General features: G+C 63.1%; 17 protein-coding genes. 14 read left to right on the top strand and 3 right to left on the bottom strand.

All coding sequences use genetic code 11. The annotated features are described in order from the left end of the window. Positions 1-53 precede the first annotated feature (53 nt). The 7 genes from istA (at position 54) to sphantq_RS12530 (ending at position 10,893) form a co-directional block, all read left to right on the top strand. Positions 54-1,580, top strand: coding sequence for an IS21 family transposase (gene istA, locus sphantq_RS12560; protein WP_066704330.1), 1,527 nt, complete (start codon positions 54-56; stop codon positions 1,578-1,580). Next, the gene (gene istB, locus sphantq_RS12555) at positions 1,570-2,340 is read left to right on the top strand and encodes an IS21-like element helper ATPase IstB (RefSeq protein ID WP_066704332.1); all 771 of its coding nucleotides are present in this window, start codon (positions 1,570-1,572) and stop codon (positions 2,338-2,340) included. Before istA ends, istB begins: the two co-directional genes overlap by 11 nt. Before the next feature lie 211 nt (positions 2,341-2,551). Further along, entirely contained in the window at positions 2,552-3,577 is a 1,026-nt protein-coding gene (locus tag sphantq_RS12550) for a chitobiase/beta-hexosaminidase C-terminal domain-containing protein (protein ID WP_272798654.1), read from the top strand. A gap of 40 nt (positions 3,578-3,617) precedes the next feature. Further along, entirely contained in the window at positions 3,618-4,184 is a 567-nt protein-coding gene (locus sphantq_RS12545; protein WP_272798653.1) for a DUF3780 domain-containing protein, read from the top strand. After that, positions 4,184-7,186 carry an anti-phage-associated DUF1156 domain-containing protein gene (locus sphantq_RS12540; protein ID WP_272798652.1) on the top strand — a complete coding sequence of 1,001 codons (3,003 nt, stop codon included), beginning with the start codon at positions 4,184-4,186 and terminating at the stop codon, positions 7,184-7,186. The genes sphantq_RS12545 and sphantq_RS12540 overlap by 1 nt, the downstream gene beginning before the upstream one ends. Positions 7,187-7,244: 58 nt before the next feature. Further along, positions 7,245-9,956 carry a phospholipase D-like domain-containing anti-phage protein gene (locus sphantq_RS12535; protein ID WP_272798651.1) on the top strand — a complete coding sequence of 904 codons (2,712 nt, stop codon included), beginning with the start codon at positions 7,245-7,247 and terminating at the stop codon, positions 9,954-9,956. A gap of 16 nt (positions 9,957-9,972) precedes the next feature. Next, the gene (locus tag sphantq_RS12530) at positions 9,973-10,893 is read left to right on the top strand and encodes an abortive infection family protein (protein WP_272798650.1); all 921 of its coding nucleotides are present in this window, start codon (positions 9,973-9,975) and stop codon (positions 10,891-10,893) included. 64 nt (positions 10,894-10,957) lie between these two features. Here the strand turns inward: sphantq_RS12530 and sphantq_RS12525 are convergent, their stop codons facing one another. Further along, positions 10,958-11,239 carry a hypothetical protein gene (locus sphantq_RS12525; RefSeq protein ID WP_272798649.1) on the bottom strand — a complete coding sequence of 94 codons (282 nt, stop codon included), beginning with the start codon at positions 11,237-11,239 and terminating at the stop codon, positions 10,958-10,960. Positions 11,240-11,292: 53 nt separating this feature from the next. After that, positions 11,293-11,907: a hypothetical protein gene (locus sphantq_RS12520; RefSeq protein ID WP_272798648.1), complete on the bottom strand. Its 615-nt coding sequence runs from the start codon at positions 11,905-11,907 to the stop codon at positions 11,293-11,295. 125 nt (positions 11,908-12,032) lie between these two features. Here sphantq_RS12520 and sphantq_RS12515 point away from each other — a divergent pair, with 125 nt between their 5' ends. Next, entirely contained in the window at positions 12,033-12,971 is a 939-nt protein-coding gene (locus sphantq_RS12515; RefSeq protein ID WP_272798647.1) for a hypothetical protein, read from the top strand. On the opposite strand, the gene sphantq_RS12510 is transcribed toward sphantq_RS12515, so the two are convergent. Further along, a complete protein-coding gene (locus sphantq_RS12510; protein ID WP_272798646.1) occupies positions 12,949-14,367 on the bottom strand; it encodes a hypothetical protein in 1,419 nt (472 codons plus the stop codon). The genes sphantq_RS12515 and sphantq_RS12510 overlap by 23 nt on opposite strands. 89 nt (positions 14,368-14,456) lie before the next feature. Here sphantq_RS12510 and sphantq_RS12505 point away from each other — a divergent pair, with 89 nt between their 5' ends. The 6 genes from sphantq_RS12505 (at position 14,457) to sphantq_RS12480 (ending at position 19,021) form a co-directional block, all read left to right on the top strand. Then, positions 14,457-14,858, top strand: coding sequence for a hypothetical protein (locus sphantq_RS12505; protein WP_272798645.1), 402 nt, complete (start codon positions 14,457-14,459; stop codon positions 14,856-14,858). A 42-nt stretch (positions 14,859-14,900) separates the two neighbouring features. After that, on the top strand, positions 14,901-15,149 hold the full coding sequence (locus sphantq_RS12500; protein WP_272798644.1) for a hypothetical protein: 249 nt from the start codon (positions 14,901-14,903) through the stop codon (positions 15,147-15,149). Between the two features lie 155 nt (positions 15,150-15,304). Continuing rightward, positions 15,305-15,559 (top strand): hypothetical protein, encoded by a 255-nt coding sequence (locus sphantq_RS12495; protein WP_272798643.1) that lies wholly within the window; start codon positions 15,305-15,307, stop codon positions 15,557-15,559. A 73-nt stretch (positions 15,560-15,632) separates the two neighbouring features. Continuing rightward, the gene (locus tag sphantq_RS12490; RefSeq protein WP_272798642.1) at positions 15,633-15,917 is read left to right on the top strand and encodes a hypothetical protein; all 285 of its coding nucleotides are present in this window, start codon (positions 15,633-15,635) and stop codon (positions 15,915-15,917) included. After that, complete coding sequence (locus tag sphantq_RS12485; protein WP_272798641.1) at positions 15,914-16,801, top strand: hypothetical protein; 888 nt, start codon at positions 15,914-15,916, stop codon at positions 16,799-16,801. The genes sphantq_RS12490 and sphantq_RS12485 overlap by 4 nt, the downstream gene beginning before the upstream one ends. A 12-nt stretch (positions 16,802-16,813) precedes the next feature. After that, the gene (locus sphantq_RS12480; protein WP_272798640.1) at positions 16,814-19,021 is read left to right on the top strand and encodes a hypothetical protein; all 2,208 of its coding nucleotides are present in this window, start codon (positions 16,814-16,816) and stop codon (positions 19,019-19,021) included. The last annotated feature ends 2 nt before the right edge of the window (positions 19,022-19,023 follow it).

The following is a 19,023-nucleotide window of genomic DNA, read 5'->3' as shown; positions in this document are numbered from 1 at the left end:
CATGTTTTGACTTCCCTCTGGCTGATTGGTCGGAGGATTCAGGAGTGATCGACATGGCGTTATTGAGTGTAATCCGGCGCTGGCATTTCCGGCAGCAGGTTCCGATCCGGGAGATCGAGCGGCGCACTGGTTTGTCGCGCAACACGATCCGCAAGTACCTGCGGGCGGACACGGTAGAGCCGCAGTTCAAGGTTCCCGAGCGGCCGAGCAAGCTGGACCCGTATGCGGAGAAGCTGTCAGGCTGGCTGCGGATCGAGGCTGGCAAGTCGCGCAAGCAGCGGCGCACGGCGAAGCAGATGCACGCCGATCTCGTGGTCCTGGGCTATAACGGCTCATACGGGCGCGTTGCGGCCTTCGTGCGGACCTGGAAGGCCGATCGTCAGCGCGAGCAGCAGACCAGTGGTCGCGGCACGTTCGTGCCGCTGGTCTTTGCGCCGGGCGAGGCGTTCCAGTTCGACTGGAGCGAGGACTGGGCCTTGCTGGGCGGCAAGCAGACCAAGCTGCAGGTGGCGCACACCAAGCTGTCACACAGCCGCGCCTTCACCGTCCGAGCTTATCTGCTCCAGACTCACGAGATGCTGTTCGACGCTCTGACCCAGGCCTTCCGGGTGCTGGGCGGCGTGCCGCAGCGCGGGATTTTCGACAACATGAAGACCGCGGTTGATCGGATCGGCACGGGCAAGGCTCGGCAGGTCAACGCGCGCTTTGCCGCGATGGCCAGTCATTACCTGTTCGAGCCCGAGTTCTGTAACCCGGCTTCCGGTTGGGAGAAGGGACAGGTCGAGAAGAACGTGCAGGATGCACGGCGCCGGCTGTGGCAACCCATGCCCAGCTTCCCCGACATCGATGCGCTCAACGTCTGGCTCGAGGAGCAGTGCATCGCGCAATGGGGTCAGATCCAGCATGGCGTCCTGCCCGGCACCATCGCCGATGTGCATGCCGAAGAGGTCGCCAGTCTGATGCCGCTGGGCCGGCCCTTCGATGGCTTCGTCGAGCACACCAAGCGGGTATCGCCGACCTGCCTGGTCTCCTTCGAGCGCAATCGCTACAGCGTGCCAGCCTCTTTCGCCAACCGGCCGGTGAGCCTGCGGGTCTACCCTGACCGGCTCGTCATCGCCGCCGAGGGCCAGGTCCTGTGCGAGCATGGCCGGATCATCGAGCGGTCCCATGACCAGCCAGGGCGGACCATCTATGACTGGCGGCATTACCTGGCGGTGATCCAGCGCAAGCCTGGCGCCCTGCGCAACGGCGCGCCCTTTGCCGAGATGCCCGAGGCCTTCCGGCAGTTGCAGGGCTTCCTGCTCAAGCGCCCCGGCGGTGACCGGGAGATGGTGGAGATCCTCGCGCTGGTCCTGCAACATGATGAGCAGGCGGTGCTCTGTTCCGTCGAACTGGCGCTGGAAGCTGGCGTGCCGACCAAGACCCATATCCTCAACATCCTCCACCGGCTGCTCGACGGCAAGCCAACCAGCATCGCCGCCATCGATACCCCACAGGCGTTGAGCCTGCGCCGGGAGCCGAAGGCCAATGTCGCGCGCTATGATACGCTGCGCGGGAAGGATCTGCGTCATGCGTCATGATCCCGCCAGCGCCGCCGTCATGGTCATGCTGCGCTCCCTCAAGATGTACGGCATGGCCCAGGCCGTCGCTGACCTCATCGAGCAGGGGGCACCCGCCTTCGATGCGGCCATCCCCATCCTCTCCCAGTTGCTCAAGGCCGAGATGGCCGAGCGCGAGGTTCGGTCCATCGCCTACCAGATCAAGGCGGCCCGGTTCCCGGCCTACAAGGACCTGGCCGGCTTCGACTTCGCTTCCAGCGAGGTCAACGAAGCCATGGTCCGCCAGTTGCATCGCGGCGAGTTTATCGATGGCGCCCATAACGTCGTCCTGATCGGTGGCCCCGGCACCGGCAAGACGCACGTCGCCACCGCACTTGGCGTCCAGGCGGTCGAGCATCACCGCAAGAAGGTCCGCTTCTTCGCCACCGTCGACCTGGTCAACGCGCTGGAACAGGAAAAGGCCATGAACAAGGCAGGCCAACTGTCCGAACGGCTCCTGCGCCTCGACCTCGTCATCCTCGACGAGCTCGGATACTTGCCGTTCAGCCCGTCAGGCGGCGCGCTGCTGTTCCACCTGCTGAGCAAGCTTTACGAGCGCACCAGCGTCGTCATCACCACCAACCTCAGCTTCAGCGAATGGGCTGGCGTGTTCGGTGATGCCAAGATGACAACGGCTCTGCTGGACCGGCTCACCCACCACTGTCACATCCTCGAGACCGGCAATGACAGCTTTCGGTTCAGGGCCAGCGCCGCGGACCCCAAATCACGAAAGGAAAAATAACCCGCTTGACCCACCACCCGCATAGCGGGACATACCTTCCAACCGGGTCACTTCTCGATGAAAATCCCGGGTCAACTCTCAGTGGAAATCAACAGGTGCGGGCTATGATGGTGAAGCCGCGACCGAAGGGGCGCTGACCGACGTCAACTCCCAGAAGCTGATACTTTCTGTCGAGGAGAGCTACGTCAAGCTGCGCGATCGCGCGCAGGACATGCTGTGGCCTGCCAGCGAGAGGCGCGCCCGCTGGGCCGACGTTCAGGATCGGGCTGCTTCAAACGTGCGCTGGCTGTGGCTGCCCCGAGGTGGTCTGGACGAACTCAAGAAGTTGGCCCTTCAGCGCGGTGACTGGCGGGACAGCGGCACCGGCTGGATCGAAAAGGGCCCGTTCGAGAAGGAGAAGACGAGCGTTAACGTCGATGTCCTCAACTATGACGAGAAGACCGGCGAAGCGACGCTCTTCATCAGTCCCAAGAATGCGGGCTCCAACCCGGTGATCTACTGGGCGAACTCGTCGGACGTGTCTGAAGCGTCCACCGTGCTCGACGACACCACCGTCCGCACGACTGACATGAAGCGCTTCTTCCTGGCCGTTGATCCGGACGGAAATCATCAGACAGGCAGCGCGACGGAGTGGTTGAACAGCCTTAACCTGACGCACGAGCCGAAACCGGTCGGCGGCGGCTACGAGGTCGAGCTGACCGTCAAGCCCAGTGGCACGATCCGCTGGAACATCGACGGCACCAACCCTGCAGAGGGTGCCGAGTACGATGGACCGATCAAGCTCGACGGCAAGACCGACATCACGATCTACGCACATGCCGAAGCGGAAGGCGTGGTCACCCGGAAGGAGTTCCGGGTAAACCGGCGCGACGGTGCCGGTCAAATGATCGATGGGGAGAAGCCCGCCACGATCCGCAAGCCCATCAGCCTGGGGACGACTGAGAAAGTCTTCGCCGCAGTCACTAAGGCAAAGGAGGCTGGAATCACGTTCCGCAGCGTCGTCGTCATCGTCGGGTCGGGCGGCAACAACGTGAGCACCAGCTTCAGTGGCGACGTACCAGTCAAGCCCGGTGCCATCGAGGAGGTGGCCAAGTTCGCCCGTGCGCAGCTCGGCAACGATCTGGCGGAGGTGAAGGTGCAGTGGAAATCGGCGTCCGTCGAACGCGCCGCGGAGATCGACGCCTTCATGGGCGCGATCGAGGAAGTCTACGCAGGAACCGATATCGAGCAGGCGTGAGCCGGATTTCGGTCCGGGTGTCACGAAAGGAAAATGTAGCATGGCCAGCAAGAGCATGGCGACGATCGGCTATGGGGTGCCGACAAACGAGATCGATCCCCAGCGCTTCGTCGTGCGCATCCCGGCCAACGGTCGCGATCTCGTCGAAGTGATCGAAGATTTCGGCATCACCGGTCCGCAGTATGATCCGCAGACCAATATGCGCGCGGACCGGGTCGTCCGGTGCCGTCTCGACCAGAAGCGGTGGCGGCAGATTTCGACTGCGGTACGAACAGCCTTCAATGAGCGTCTCAAGGGCCGCAAAATGGGGGCCAGCAAGTGGACCTCGGGCGACAATGACGTCCACCGGCTTCTCGGCCGTGAACTATGCGTCCTAGTGTGGGCAGTGGAGAGCTGTGAGAGCGGTTTGATTGCAGCCGCGATCGACGCATGGACTGGCCTTCGCCCTGAAGAGCGGTGGTGGCTGTATTCGATGGCCGTTCACGCCACCGGGCGGGCGGAGGACATCGACAAGGGATGGCGCAAGGCCATTCGCATCGGACTCACCGAAGGTGCCGGCGCTGTCGAGGCCGGCAACAAGCGACAGATCAGTTTCGAGGACCTGTAATGGCGACCAAGATACCAAACACACAGACCGCTGTGGCAGTATGCACGCTGAAGGATGCACCGGCTCTGATCGAGCGCCTTTGGCCAGCCCAGAAAATCTCCGCCGAGGCTCAGAAAGAACGCAAAGCCGTCCAAGGTCAAACACTGGTTGGGCTGGGATCCTACTGGAAGGGGCGGAAGCCGCTTGTCCTGGTGCGCGCGTGTATCTTGGCGTCTTTGCTGCCAGCGACTGATGACCCGGCGGAGGATCTCGCGGTATTCGAAATGTTGATGGCGATTGACGACGGAGCCTTCTTCCATCGTGACCAGAAAACGAAGCCGGCCGAAATTGCGCAGTTGGCATACGGCCGAGCATTTGATCCTATAGCCATCAAGTCGGTATTCTCTATTCGCGGCTGGACTGGCAACGACGAGCCGACTGAAGACGAGTTGCGTGGCGCGCTTGCCGCAGGCCGCCTGATATGGAAGCGTGGAATTCCTGACGCCTTGCGCCAGAAGGTAACGTTAGCCGCATTGGGAAACCTCTCCTATCTGGAACGCGTGGGGCGCTCTCTTCGCCCTGAGGAACTTTCGCCAGAGGCCTACAAAACGATTTGGCCGCGGGTAAACAGGCATCTCAAGACGAACGCTCATTCGTTCGATGAACTGGTCGAGCAGCTGGGGCTAATGCGCTTTGGGCATCGTCCCCGGGTCGCAGACACATTCACAGGCGGCGGTTCTATTCCCTTTGAGGCAGCTCGCCTGGGATGCGACGTCTATGCCTCTGACCTCAATCCCATCGCCTGCATGCTTTCCTGGGGCGCCACCTCGTTCCTCGCATCAACCACCGCCGAAATGGAAAGGTTCGATGCCGAACGTAATCGTATCATCGAGCGCTTGGATCAGCGACTGCTGGCTGAGGGCGTGGAAACAGCGGCGAACGGTGATCGAGCCCGTATCTACCTTTATTGCGTGGAGGCGTTCGATCGTGCGACGGGTTGGCGCGTACCCCTCAGCTCCACGTGGATCCTGCACGAAGGCACCAAGACAGTTCTCGTGCTTCATCCCGACCCACATAAGAAGCGCTTCGACTTCAGCGTTGTCGTTGGTGCCGATGATGCGACATATCGTACGGCTGCCGCCGGCACAGTCCGCAGCGGAAACGTTCATTACAATGATGGCGAGAACGAAATTATTTCTTCTCTCGCTTCAATCCGGGGCGACGAAGGTCGGGGCCGAGCGGTATCGAACGAACTGCGTCGCTGGACGCGGGAAGATGTCGCTCCACGTGACGGCGATATCTATGGAGAGCGCCTCTGCTGCATCAAATGGGTCGCTCGAGGTTCGGGCGCCGAGTATTTTGCTCCGCCGAGCGCGCATGACGAAAACGTTGAGGAATACCTGACAAAAACCGCCACGGAGAACATTTTAGCGTGGCAGCAGGATGGTCTAGTTCCTAACATGCCAATAGAGAGCGGGTTTAATACTGATCAACCTGTTCGAGAGCGCGGCTGGACCCACTGGCATCATCTGTTCAATCCTCGCCAGCTTCACATGTTCGCGACCTTGAGAGAGGAAATCGCAGCGTGCGAAGACGATTCGGTTAAAGCCGGCATGCAGCTCATCTTGGCTAAGGCACTGAACCGGGGGAGCCGTCTGTGCCAGTGGCAGCCCCATCGAGCCATCTCCGGGCATGTCTTTTACAATCAGGCTCTGAACACGTTCTTCAATTATGGCACGCGCGCGTTCTCCTATTTCGAGAATATCTTCGGCGAACGCTTCGACGGCAGGTTCGACCGACAGGGTGACGTCGTTCTTAAATCCCAGCCGGCGAAAGACGTCGACCAACTATCTGATATCTATATCACGGACCCACCCTACGCAGACGCAGTGCATTACCACGAAATTACTGAATTCTTCATTGCGTGGCTTCGCCGCCAAACTCCGGAACTATTCTCGAAATGGCAGTGGGATTCTAGGCGGCCTTTGGCGATTAAGGGCGACGGCGAAGATTTCCGAAGAGAAATGATTGCCGCCTACAGCGCGATGACGGCTCACATGCCCGACAATGGCATGCAGATTGTGATGTTTACACATCAGTCGGGAACCGTATGGGCGGACATGGCCCAGATCTTTTGGGGAGCGGGCCTGCGCGTCCAATCAGTCTGGTATATCGCTACAGAAACCACGTCGGAGCTCAAGAAGGGCGGCTACGTCCAAGGCACCATGATCCTGGCGCTCAGGAAGCGCGCGCACGATGAATCGGGCTACGAAGATGAAATCGCCCAAGAGGTCCGTGCAGAGGTCGCTCGGCAGATTGATACGCTCGTCGGCCTAAACCAGTCTCTGAAAGGCAAAGGCCGGATCGACAACCTCTTCGAAGATGCTGACCTGCAGATGGCGGGATACGCTGCGGCGTTGCGCGTACTCACAGGCTATACCCGCATCGATGGTCGCGACATGACTGCGGAAGCCAGCCGCCCCCGCAAGAAGGGCGAGAAGGGTTTCGTTGAACGCATCATCGAATTCGCCGTTCAGGTCGCGAACGAGCACATGGTGCCCGGCAACCTATCCGGTCGACTCTGGCAGCAGCTCAGCGGCAGCGAACGCTTCTACCTCAAGATGGTGGATCTGGAAGCGGACGGGCTGGCGAAGCTGGACAACTACCAGAATTTCGCCCGTGCCTTTCGTGTCCCGGACTACACGGCCTTGATGGCCAACATGCAGGCGAACGCCGCCCGCTTGAAGTCCGCGATGGATTTCAAGCGCCGGACCGGGTTCGAAATTGCGGACTTCGGCACAGGCATCATCCGGGCAGTCCTGTACGGAATCTGGGAGTTGTCTGCTGGCACCGAGGCTCAGCTCGTCCTCGAACAGGTTCGCGACATGGTGGAAAGCTATCTCCGCCGGCGTGAGGACATGATCGAAGTGGCCGAGTACATCGCCGCGATGCGCGGGCGGGAAGAGGGCGAAGGCCGCTTCGCCGTCATCCTCGCCAACCTGCTGCGAAACGAGAAGTTCTGAGATGGCGACCAAGCCTCCGATTGCGCCAAGCACGACTGCGTTCTCGGCAGGCGGAGGCTTGGCGCGCTTCTCGTCCCGGCACGGACGGCTCAGCCAGGCATATCTGGCCGATCGCCTGAAAGGCGCGAAGTCATACGACCGCATCGCGGGTTACTTTCGATCGTCCATCTTCGAGCTGGTCGGCGAGGAGATCGAGTCGATCGGCAAGGTCAGGATCGTCGCCAATGCGGATCTTGACCTCGCCGACGTGCAGGCTGCCCAGAAGGTTCGCGACGCCAAGCTCTTCCAGAAATTTGTCGAGGACGATCTCGTTGTCGATGCTGCAATCCATGGCGATCGCTATGCGAAGCTGCATCAGCTTCTGGTTTCCGGCAAAGTCGAAGTGAAGGTCGTGCCGCGGACGATTGCGCCGTTCCTGCATGGCAAGGCGGGAGTGATCCATGGCGATGACGGACACGCAATCGCCTTCATGGGATCGATAAACGAAACCCGTGCAGCCTGGGCGCACAATTACGAACTGGTCTGGGAAGACAGCTCCGCCGACGGCGTCGCCTGGGTCCAGGACGAGTTTGACGCGCTGTGGGAGCGTGGCGTCCCACTCCCCGACGTCGTCATCAAGGAAGTCGGGCGTCTCGCCGATCGGCGCGAGGTCTCGGTCGAGGTCCTGGCACCGGAAGCGATACCAGGAGCAGCACTTGTCGAGGCTCCCATCTATCGCGATGGGGAATCCCTTCAGCCGTGGCAACGCGCCTTCGTGGGCATATTCCTCGATCATCGCCGTGATTACGGCAAGACCCGGCTGTTGCTCGCCGATGAGGTCGGTGTCGGCAAGACGCTGTCGCTCGCTGCATCCGCCCTCGTTTCCGTCATTCTCGGCGATGGCCCGGTGCTCATCCTCGTTCCATCCACGCTGACCGAACAGTGGCAAATCGAGCTGAAGGACCGTCTCGCCATCCCCACGGCCCGCTGGCATTCCACCAAAAAGTGCTGGTTCGATCCCGAAGGGCGAATGATCAAGGGACAGGGTGCCCCAGACGTCGGTCGTTGCCCATATGCCATCGGCATTGTCTCGACCGGTCTGATTGTCCATGGAATAGACGATCACGGGCGGCCGAAAGAGGGCACGGAGGCCCAGTTCCTGTTGCAGGGGCGCTACGGAATGGTTGTGCTTGATGAAGCACATAAGGCCCGGGGATCGCAGCCGATGGGGCAAAGCGACCGGACCCCGAACAATCTTCTGAAGTTCATCAATCTCATTGCACAGCGATCCGAACATCTTCTGCTGTCGACCGCCACGCCGATCCAGACCCACATCGACGACCTGTGGGACCTTCTACGGGCGCTAAATCAAGGAACAGAGTTCGTGCTGGGGAGCGCATTCTCCCCTTGGGCGAAATCCGAAAGCGCGCTTCCGGTCCTCACCGGAGAGCGAAAGTTTGAGAGCCTGCGCGAAGGTTGGGATTACCTCGTCAACCCAACACCCCCCGTCGGCAACGATACCGTCATCGCGGACATACGCGAGGAATTTGGGATGCGGCCAACCGACTGGGTGCTGACCAAACTCGCCGCTGACATCACCAACCCCGTTTTGGAAGCTAAAGCTGACCTCGCCGTCGTCATGATCGAGAATGGGCTCGGTTACTTCCAACGTGGCAGCCACAACCCGCTTCTCCGGCATGTCGTCCTGCGCAAGCGCCGCGATCTGGAGGATCTGGGACTGATCCCGAAGCTACCTGTCGATACGCACCCAACTCAGAGCGTCGCGACATCTCCTGCATTCGAAGCAGCCTACAAGGCGGCCGAGGCATTCACCGCCGCCTATCGCAAGCGGTCGAAGGCCGCCGGCTTCATGAAGACTCTCCTGCTGCAGCGGATATGCTCCAGCCATGCCGCTGGCATCGCAACCGCAGAGGCGCTGCTGGGCAAACGGGAACTCGACGACGAAACCCAGGACGAGCTTGACGGCGCGGGCTTCTACAACGTCGAGGCGGAACGATCGCACCTGCAGGATTTGATCGACGCATTGACCGGCGCTTCAGATCCCAAACTCAAGGCAGTCCGCTACTTCCTCGACGAGCATCCCGCCGGCACCCGAACCTGGCGCGAAATGGGCGCAATCGTCTTCAGCCAGTATTTCGACACAGCATCATGGGTCGCCGACGAATTGAGCGCGGCGTATCCAGACCAGCCGATCGCCCTCTATGCCGGCGCTGGAAAGTCGCGGATCATCAAGGGCGGCGTCTCCACGTCCGTCCTCCGTCCCGTCATCAAGAAGCTGGTGTCGCAGCGCGAAATCGCGCTCGTCGTCGCCACCGACGCGGCCTGCGAGGGACTGAACCTCCAGACGCTGGGCACGCTGATCAACGTCGATCTTCCATGGAACCCCTCCCGTCTCGAACAGCGGATCGGTCGAATCAAGCGGTTTGGCCAAACCCGGGATCGTGTGGACATGGCGAACCTCACCTATGCCGGAACGGTCGACGAGAAGGTCTATCGCGTCCTTTCCGAACGGCTCCGAGTCAGCAGCGACATCTTCGGGACGCTACCTGAGACGATCGACGCCGACTGGATCGACGACATCGAGACGCTTGAGGAGCGGCTGCGCGACTATACGAACCCGAGGGAAAAGGCGGATCCGTTCCGGGCACGTTACGCTAACGACCTCGTACAGGATGACACTCGCTGGAACGAGGCTTCCCAGGTTTTAGCCCGCTCAGACATCGATCAGATGCTGTCGGCCGGATGGGTCGAGCAGAAGCGTCGCCGCTGAAGGGAAGCGTCAAAGTATGGCCGGCATGACATCCACCCCAGCCCTTTCGCCACAGACCGTGGAAGCCTTGGTCCAGGTGATCTCGGGCGGAAGCGGCACCAGCATGCTGCCTTCGATCGGTATCTACAGGTCGGGCCCGAAGCTCGAATCTTTCATGCGCGCATGTGGTGTCCGCATGTCGATGGGGTCGGCATCTCGAATGCCGACCCTTGCCACCGCTATCGAAGGCGTCGTCGCGCGGGGCGACATCGACACTCTCCGTCAGATCATCGAGGCCGCTGCCAACCCCGCGGATTTCATCGGTGATGCTGCCCGTGGCGAGGCGGTCATAGAATATCTGAACGAACGCCTGATCTTCGATCGAATGGTTCTGCGCAAGCGCGGCACGAAAGTTGAACTTATCGACGCCCAGTCCAATGCACCGATCGTGTCCGCCCTGAGCAATGCACTTGCGCCTATCAATTTCGACACCGTGACGCGCGACCTGGACCGTGCGTTGGCGAGCGCCGATTCCGATCCCGAAGATTCCGTGACATCGGCCTGCTCCGTGATCGAGAGCGTCTGCCGTTCGATCATCGTCGAACTCGATCTCGAAATGCCGCCAAAGAAGGACATTCAGGCGCTCTACAAGGTGGTGAGAAATGCGCTCGGGCTCAGCCCAGGAGACTCGTTCCGCGACGAGATCGCCGAGGACGTCCGGTCGGTGCTCAGCGGTCTAGTGTCATGTGTGCAAGGGGTAGGCAGTCTGCGAACGCACGGCGGCGATGCGCATGGCCGCGAGCGCGGCTTCAGCCGAAGGATCGACGCACGCATTGCTCGGCTCGCCATCCACTCGGCCAGCGCATTGGCGCTCTTCCTGATCGAGACCTGGCAACTCAAGTATCCCGACCTAGACTTGAAGGATCGGCCAGATCCGCAAACCCAACCGGCACAGTGAAGGCCATCCGCTTGTAACTTAGCATGCCGAAAGTAGGCGTATGGTGCCCTTGCGGTCGCGGCGGTCAGTCGTCAGCCACCGAGGCGAACCACACCGCATAGGTCGAATTTCTTGCCAGCTTCCTGTTCTCGTCGGGTGCGCCATCGGTCCACCAGACCGGCCCGCGCTCGCCGAGATCCCTCTTCGCCGCATCGACACGCGCACGGGCAGCCTTCAGACCGCCCTTCGCACTGTCCTTCAGCGCATCGCGGACCCCCCGGCGCGCATCCATCAGCTCGTTGACCAGTACCTGACGCCTTTCCTCGGCGATTTCCGGATTGGACCGACGCCAGAGCCGCCCTCGCACGACGATGTACCGGCCATCGGGCGTCGTCAGCGGCCCCTCGCCATCCGCGCCGCTCAGCCGCAGCCCTCGACATAGCCCAGCACCGGCATGGTGCCGACGTGCATCATGCTGACCTTGCCGTCCTGTCCGATCTCGAAGCGTAGAGCGACGTCGCCGCCTGCGGCGTTCGGCGCGGTAAGGTACTTGGCCGGTGCCTCGACATACTTATGCGGCTCCGACCGGAATCCGGGGAACGCGGCGACCACATCCTTCTCGCTCGACCCGACGCCGATGCCCTCGACCACCTTCACGGTCGACCGCTGCCCGACCGTGATCCGCCGAACCACTCCACCTTCCAGTATCGCATAGGCACCGGGGAAGTCCGGCGAGCTGACGGTGCGACAGGCATCGCCCGTCTGCGCGCCGCGTTCCTTCCAGCTGCTTGCCTTCGGCACCGCCTGGCCGATCCGCAGATCGCCCAACCCCTTCAGCGCGAGGACATTCGCATCCCGGGCGGCTTCGGAGGCTGCGGGCTTCGCCGCATCGACCACTGTCGGGGCTGGCAGTGTCTGCGCCGCGCCAGCCGCAGTGGTCTCACCGGCGGGCTTCGACGCGGGCTCATCGGGAGATGAGCAGGCGGCAAGGGCAAGCGCGCCGGCGAGCGCGCTGAGAGTGAGGGGCAGCTTCATGCCCCCATAAACCCCGGAGCCGCCCCACGGCTCCCCAGATGTGATGCCTTTCCAATGCGGCGCACGCGCGCCGCCGCACTGCCGGCCGATCCGGACCGGTGATCCCATCATCATGGAGAAAAGACATGGACGAGCTCGACATGAGCGGCGTCGACCCGCTGCGCTATGACGAGGTCAGGCGCAGGGTCGCCGTCGTGAAGGACTATCTGGCACTCCCCCTCCCGACCGAAGCGGATCAGAAGGCCCACGCCGTCCGGCTGGACCTCAGCATCAATCAGTTCATGGCGCTCGTGCGCGTCTGGCGGGACTATCGCTCGGCCGCGAAGATGGCCGCGTCCGGCGCGCACCGCGGCGAGGCCCGGCGGCCGAACCGCCTCACCCTCGACCCCAAGGCGAAGGATGCCACGGCAGGCGTGATCGACGAACTCGGTCCGAACGCCTCGCTCACCCAGATCATGCGCCTCGTCGTCGAACGCTGCGAGGCCCTCGGCGTTCGGGCACCATCACGCGGTACCGTGTGGAACATGGCGATGGCCGCGCGTCAGGGTCACGACAGCGGTGAAGCCGGCATCGTCGTCGGCACCTGCGGAGTGCGCCTCCCAATCTCGACGCCAGACGGGATCTCCGTTCCCTCGCTCACCATCGCGGTGCGCGCGTCCGACGGCGCGATCCTGGCAGCGGCGCTCCAGCCTGCTGACTGGCAGACCGCCGCTATGACGATCGCATCGGCCGCCATCGCGGATGCACAGGTCCGCGCCGCATCGGACCTCCTGGCGCTCAACCGAAACGATGCCATCCGCGCCGGCGTCACGCCGATCCCGGCGGTGAAGGCACGGTCGGCGATCTCGCGCATCCTTGGGCGGAGCATCGACAGCATCGCGCTGATCTATCAGCCATCGAAGGCCCTGGCGCCGGAACGGTTGCTGACGGCAAAACAGGACCGTCCGCTCTCCCCAGCGGATGCGCGCATGCTGATCACTGCCGCGATCGCACGCCACAACGCCGCGCGGAATGCACGCGATGCGGCATGGATCGACGCCGCTACCGCTTTGAAAGGCGCTTGAGCAGGGCGGTGAGCTTGGTCGGCGGCACTCTGCCCCGTTCGGCATCGTCCCCTGGCATCAGCTCGGCGTTGTAGGCGTCCACCTCCACACCGAACCGCGCCACGTCATCGGGTCCAGCCTTGGCGAACGCCGGTTCGCTGAACGTCTTACCCGGCACGAACTTCACCCGGCCCATGCGCGGTCCAATCAGCGGACGGACATAGGCACCGAACCGGCGCGCCTTCGTCGCCGGCTGCAGCTGAGCCTTCATTCCCGCCGCCGCCATCTCGTCGCGGTGCCCGGCCCACGCCTCCTCATCCAGACCGATGACGATCTCGCTCCGCTCCAGATCGTCCGACCAGTCCAACCGGTCGAAGGATCCCTGCTTGATCCTCTCCAGCGCATCCTTGGCGGCAAGCGCGTAGCCGGCGTGGCTCGCGCGGGCGTCGCCGAGCGCAGCGCCGAGCACGATCCGCGATCCGCGGTCGATGATCAGGAATGCGGCGAATATCCTCGTGATGTGGGGCAGCTCGCACGCGCAGCAGTCGAAGGCGACGTCGTTGCCGGGCGCCTCCTCCTTCATCCGGCGGCGAAGCTCGGCCTCCACGAACTTGCGGAAGGTCATGTAGGTGGGCCACTCGCTCTCCGGCAGGCCCGTGTCCTTACCGTAGGCTTCACCCAGGGCTATCGCGAGTCGACGGACACTACCATTCGGATCCGCGTCGACCACGCCGATCACGAGCCGCTGCACATCGTTGTGGTGCGACAGCGTCCTGCTGCGGGGCACGTCGGCGAAGATCCCGATGGAGGATAGTGAGCGCTTCTCCCGCCACGCCGCGAACATCTCATACCAGCGGTTCAGGCTGATATCCAACTGCGCTGCCGCATCTTCGGGGGTGATCGGCCTGATGCTCTCGTACTTGAGAAGAATGCCCAGCCGCGCTGCCGCCGTCTGGCGCTTCTCCGGCGAGAGCGTGTTCCACATCGCCTGCTCCTCGGCGGGCATCGGGTGGCCGAACGCGCCCGCCAGGATGAGCTTGTCCCCGCCCGTCCGGGTGCCGCGTCCCCGTCCCCGCGCTTCGAAACCACCTGATTCGTCGGACTTCTCGACCATCTTCATCTCTTGCGAGCTTCGATCCCAATGATCGAATGCGCCCTCCCACATGCACGATATAAAGCTATCTGTCGAGTCGTAGTTAATGCTGCGTCTAGCATCAAAATGCAGATATAAAACTATCTCTCGATTGACATCCAAAAATATAAAACTAAATGTCGAGCCATCGGAAGCAACCGATGAGGACTCGAACGAATGCAACGACACCCGCCAATCGCCGCCGACGCCTTCCCCGACATCCCTCTGCACATCCATGAGATGATCGCCGATCGCCATGACCGCGAGGTCGCCGCAGAACGGCACCGCCGCTCCTGGCGCCGTCGCCCGAGCATCCGCACGACGGTCTTCCGCCAGGCCCGTCGCAGCGCGCCGGTGATATCTTGAACTCCGGCGTGAAACAGGTCGTGGACCGCTTCTGCACCGGCCTCCGGCTGACGCTCGCCAGCCGCGTCGGGACGATCCCGGTGCGCGAGGTGAACCCGATCGCCCGGATGATCGTGGAGACCCGCGAGGTCTTCGCCGTCGACGGGAACATCATGCAGGTGCTGCGGGGCATCCCCTCGCGGATGGGCCCCCACCATGACGTCGTGCTCGTCCGCTGCTACCAGCCTCCAGTCTGGACGCCCGCCCCCTTCGTGCAGGCGATCCAGTTCCACACGCTTGAAGACCTGGTCGAAAACGGCGCGGTCAGCTTTCCGATGGGGCTGGGCCAGACGGCACGCGACTTCATCCGGAACTGGCCGCCCGAAGCCGTGGCCGCGCTCACGGCCTGCGTCACCCCGCCATCGCACTGAGCGCGCAAGACTCCAACTCCCCAGCAATGATCGGAACACTGCATGAAGAACGCCACACCCCAACGCGCCAGGTGCTTCCTCAAGAAGGCGAAGGCACCCCGCGGCGCCTACACCTACCTGCGCAAGCCTGTCATCCTGATCGATGACCGTACGGCGGACAAGACCATCGCTCCCACCTTCACCCCTCCCGCGCTGTCTGCCTGCCGCGACTACGGCATGCCGGTCCGTCCGAGCGTCTACCCCATGATCGACACCCGCTCCCATGTGATCCTCGGCATCATCGTCCGCTGATGCCCTCTCGGCGGCCGCCCTGATGTCCGCCTGACCCATCCATGAAACCGGACGCCCAGCCGGCGTCCAGCCCGGGTTCGCCGACCCGGATCAACCGAGACCGTGCACCTGCGGTCGGCGGATTGCCGACGCACGTCCTGAAGGAATGCCCGAACATGACCATCAAGAAGCCCGCTCTTCCCTCCATTCCCCGCGCCGATCGAAAGAGCAAGCGCCGCCCAATCCGCCGGCCTGTCGCGTCAAATGTGATCTACCTCGACACCTATCTGAAGGCGACCCGCGACCTCTGCGATGCCCAGCGGTTCCGCCACGTCGTCATCAACGACGCCGCCCAGGCCATCGGTACGCTCGTCTCCAGAGCCGAGTTCGACGAATTCGTCCAGGCTGAACTGAACCTCATGATCGACTGAACCCACCGAACACCGCCCCGGGGCGCTGCCTCGGGGCGGCACCTTCCGTGCCAGCCCGAGGATACCCGTGCCAATGTCAGACCAGACCTCCAACCGCCAGGCCAAGCACATCAGCTGCGAGGCTCCTTACCACAAGGCTGCCGCGCCGGCCGCCGCTGAGTTGCCCCTCCTCACCGGGGCCCAGTTCGAGTTGCTCGTCGAGAAGGCGATCGCCGAATACGACGCCATGCCGCACCCGGGGTTGGGCGGCACCGGCGAGCTGCCCAGCCGCTTCTGCACGAAGGCTGCTGCCGAACGTCTTCACCGCCATATCGCCAACGTCATCTCCCAATTCGGCCACCCGGGAGACGACGCATGAGCGCGGTCGTCGACATCATCGAGCCGTGCCAGGTGCGTGTCCGTCACCCCATGGAGTGCAGGCCGCGCCGTCCGGAACAGGGTCCCGCCTGGTCGCCGAGCCGCAGCAGGCGTCGCGATCCGCGTGACGCAGGGCAGCCGCACGTCATGGATCCGCCGACCCGCTTTGCCGCGAAGCTCGTCGCCGCCCAGAACCTCGGCGCCGTCCGCATCAACTTCATCTACGCGGCCTGGATGTCGATGACGGCCGCGCACAGCGAGAAGGCCGGCCGCGACCAGTATTTCGAAGGGCCGCACGAGACCTACGGGTTCCGCTATCACGAGATCGATCCGACGGTGCTCGACCTCCAATATCAGGCGATCGGTGTCCACTGGAAGTCGCTTGCCGGTCGTGACTACCACATGACCCTCGACTGGGCCGTGGAGACCGAAACGCACGACATCATCTTCGGCGAAGACAAGGCCAGCGACGACTATTTCGACGATCCCGATCTCAACGAGAAGCTCGAATTCGCCCAGGCGCTGATCGAGGACTATGGCGCGTCTCTCGAGCGTCGGGTCAAGGGCGGCCTGAAGAGCGACATCGAGCGCCGGGTCGTGAAGGACATCTTCGACGCCCGCCGCACCGAAGTCGACGATGCCGTCGCCGCCCGCGTCCGTCAGCACGTCCAGAGCGCCGGCGGCACCGCCTCGCTCGGCGAGGTGCTGAAGGTCATCAACCTGCACGACGCCCTGTCGCTCGACACCGCCAGGGCGCTGATGTTCCGGCGCGTTGTGTCGATGCCTATCTCGACGCCACCCATGCCCGACACGCCGGTCACGCTTCCGCCGCCCGCGCAGAAGGGTGCGCTGCGCAAGTTCCTCGCCGATTTCGTGCCGGCCTGAGGAGGCGACGCCATGCTCATCCCGTTCCATTGCCCGGAAGGGCACGTCTTCAGGCACAACCTGAAGGACGGCAGCCGGCTGATGCGCTTCGAGGAGGCGGTCGGCGACCGTCTCATGCGCTTCCGCTATCTGGATGGCGACGAGGAGATCGTGCTCGTCTCGAACGGGCGCGGCGGTCCCAAGGGCATGATCACGGTCGAATGGATGATCGGCGCCTTCCACGGCGGCGTCGTGACCGATCCCCAGTATCACGCCGGCGTCAAGCGGCGGCGCGAAGGGGTGCTACACCTCGATCGCCCCGCCTGCGAGACGAAGGATCCGCTGTCCGGCTGGCGTTACGATTGGGCGGATGCGGCTCTGCGCGACGGCATCGTCAAGACCGAGGGTGCTGCCGAGATCTGGATCAATGCGAACAGCCACGGCGGAAAGAAGCCTCACCCGCGATCCCTGCTGCGCTGGATGGCCGAACTGAAGAAGCACGGCTATCGCATCGGCGCGCTCGTCAGCACCGCCCATCGTGAGAAGGGCCACAGCCAGCTTCCCGACATCGAGGATCGCCTCGTCCACAAGTGGGCTATGCGCTACTGGCGCCCCAGCACGCTCAACGGCCGCCTTGCCCACAAGGAGGACGCGGCGGCGATGGTCTATGAGGAGTGGCTGCAGCTCAAGGAACTCGGAATTCCCTTCCTGAGCGACCAGGAGCCCTCGGCCGAGACGGTCCGAACGCGGATCAACAGCCTGGAATGCCACTCGACCTACGCTTCCCGCCACGGCGGGCCAGCGGCGGACCGCATGTTTTCGCCCAGCGGCGAGCCGGTCCCGGTCGAGCGTCCCTTCGAACGCATCTTCATTGACGGCGTCGAGTGGGAGCACTCGGTCCACTACGACAAGAGGCTGAAGCTCCCCATCGGGAAGATGAAGTCGACCATCGCGATGGACGCCTTCTCGCAATACATATTCCCCCACCCGACCTTTGCCGGCGCATTCCGCCCACAATTCGGCATCGCGGCGCTCCGCTCGGTCATGATGCCACCGGACCTGACTCCTGAGGAGATCGCCGAGGATCCCGAGGCGGCGATGATCTACGCGCTGCCTAGCGACGTCATGTATGACCGCGACCGCACGATAATCCCGCCGCGGGCAGTGCCAGGTGCCATCAAGACGTTCTCCACGGCGGAGCTCGCCGAGGCATACCACCACGACGCCAAGTCGAAGCTCGAGAACTACCACCGCATCGTGAAGGCGAGTCTCGCCCAAATCCCCGGCCGCATCCTCGGCCCACGCCACAAGCACGACATCGGCTACAATCCGATCAAGAACACGCAGGTCACCCGCGCGCAGTATCGGGACCTGGTCGAGCAGTGCCGCCGGCAGTGGAACACCACCCCCAAGGATTCGCTCGGCGGGCTTTCGCCGATGGACATCATGAGGGCATTCATCGGCAGTGGCGGCGCCCGCCTGACCGATCCGAATGAGGTGCGGCGCACCTTCGCCAGCGTGTCGAAGAATCCGTGCATCCTGACGGACAACGGCCTCGTCTACGACAACGTCCACTACCGTTTCAACCGGGAGGGCGTCGGCAAGGCGCTCAGCTCCAACTACCACAAGACGTCGTTCGCCAAGCGCATAAAGTCCAGTGCCAAGATCGAGGTGTCGATCCGCGTCTGGGACGACGACATCGACATGATCGAGGTCTTCGATGAGGTGAACGAGGACTACTTCCCGATGTGGTCGACCGACCCTGGCTACACCGGCGGCCTGAACCGCTGGGAACACCACATCTACATGAAGGAACTCCGTCTCTCCGGCACCGGTGGGACCAAGAGCCGCAATCGCGTGCAGGCCAAGGCGAAGCACATCAATGAACGCCAGCGCATCCTTAGCGGGCTGAGCTTCCGCGATCGCGAGAAGCCGATGGAGATCCTCGAAGCCGAGGAGCGCCGCCTGTCCGGCAAGCGCGCCGACAACCCGCAGTGCGCGCAGGTGCCGGAACTCGGCATCCCAACAGTGATCAATGGCGGCAAGCGCGAAGACATCCCGCTGCCGCCCCCACAGAAGAAGGATGAGGAGCAGACCGAGCGGCCCGAAGGCGCCGACGACGTCCGCTCCGATCCCTCCCAGCAGATCGCCGAGGATCTCGGCGACGCCGACGCAATCGTCTCCCCGTCGTGGGACTTCAGCGCCGGCATCGATGACGACGACGAAGAGGAGGACGATTGACC

Origin of the sequence: Sphingobium sp. AntQ-1 (assembly GCF_028538045.1) — a bacterium.
GTDB lineage: Bacteria > Pseudomonadota > Alphaproteobacteria > Sphingomonadales > Sphingomonadaceae > Sphingobium > Sphingobium cupriresistens.
The sequence above is the reverse complement of the archived record's forward strand: the minus strand, read 5'-3'. Positions and strand labels throughout refer to the sequence as shown.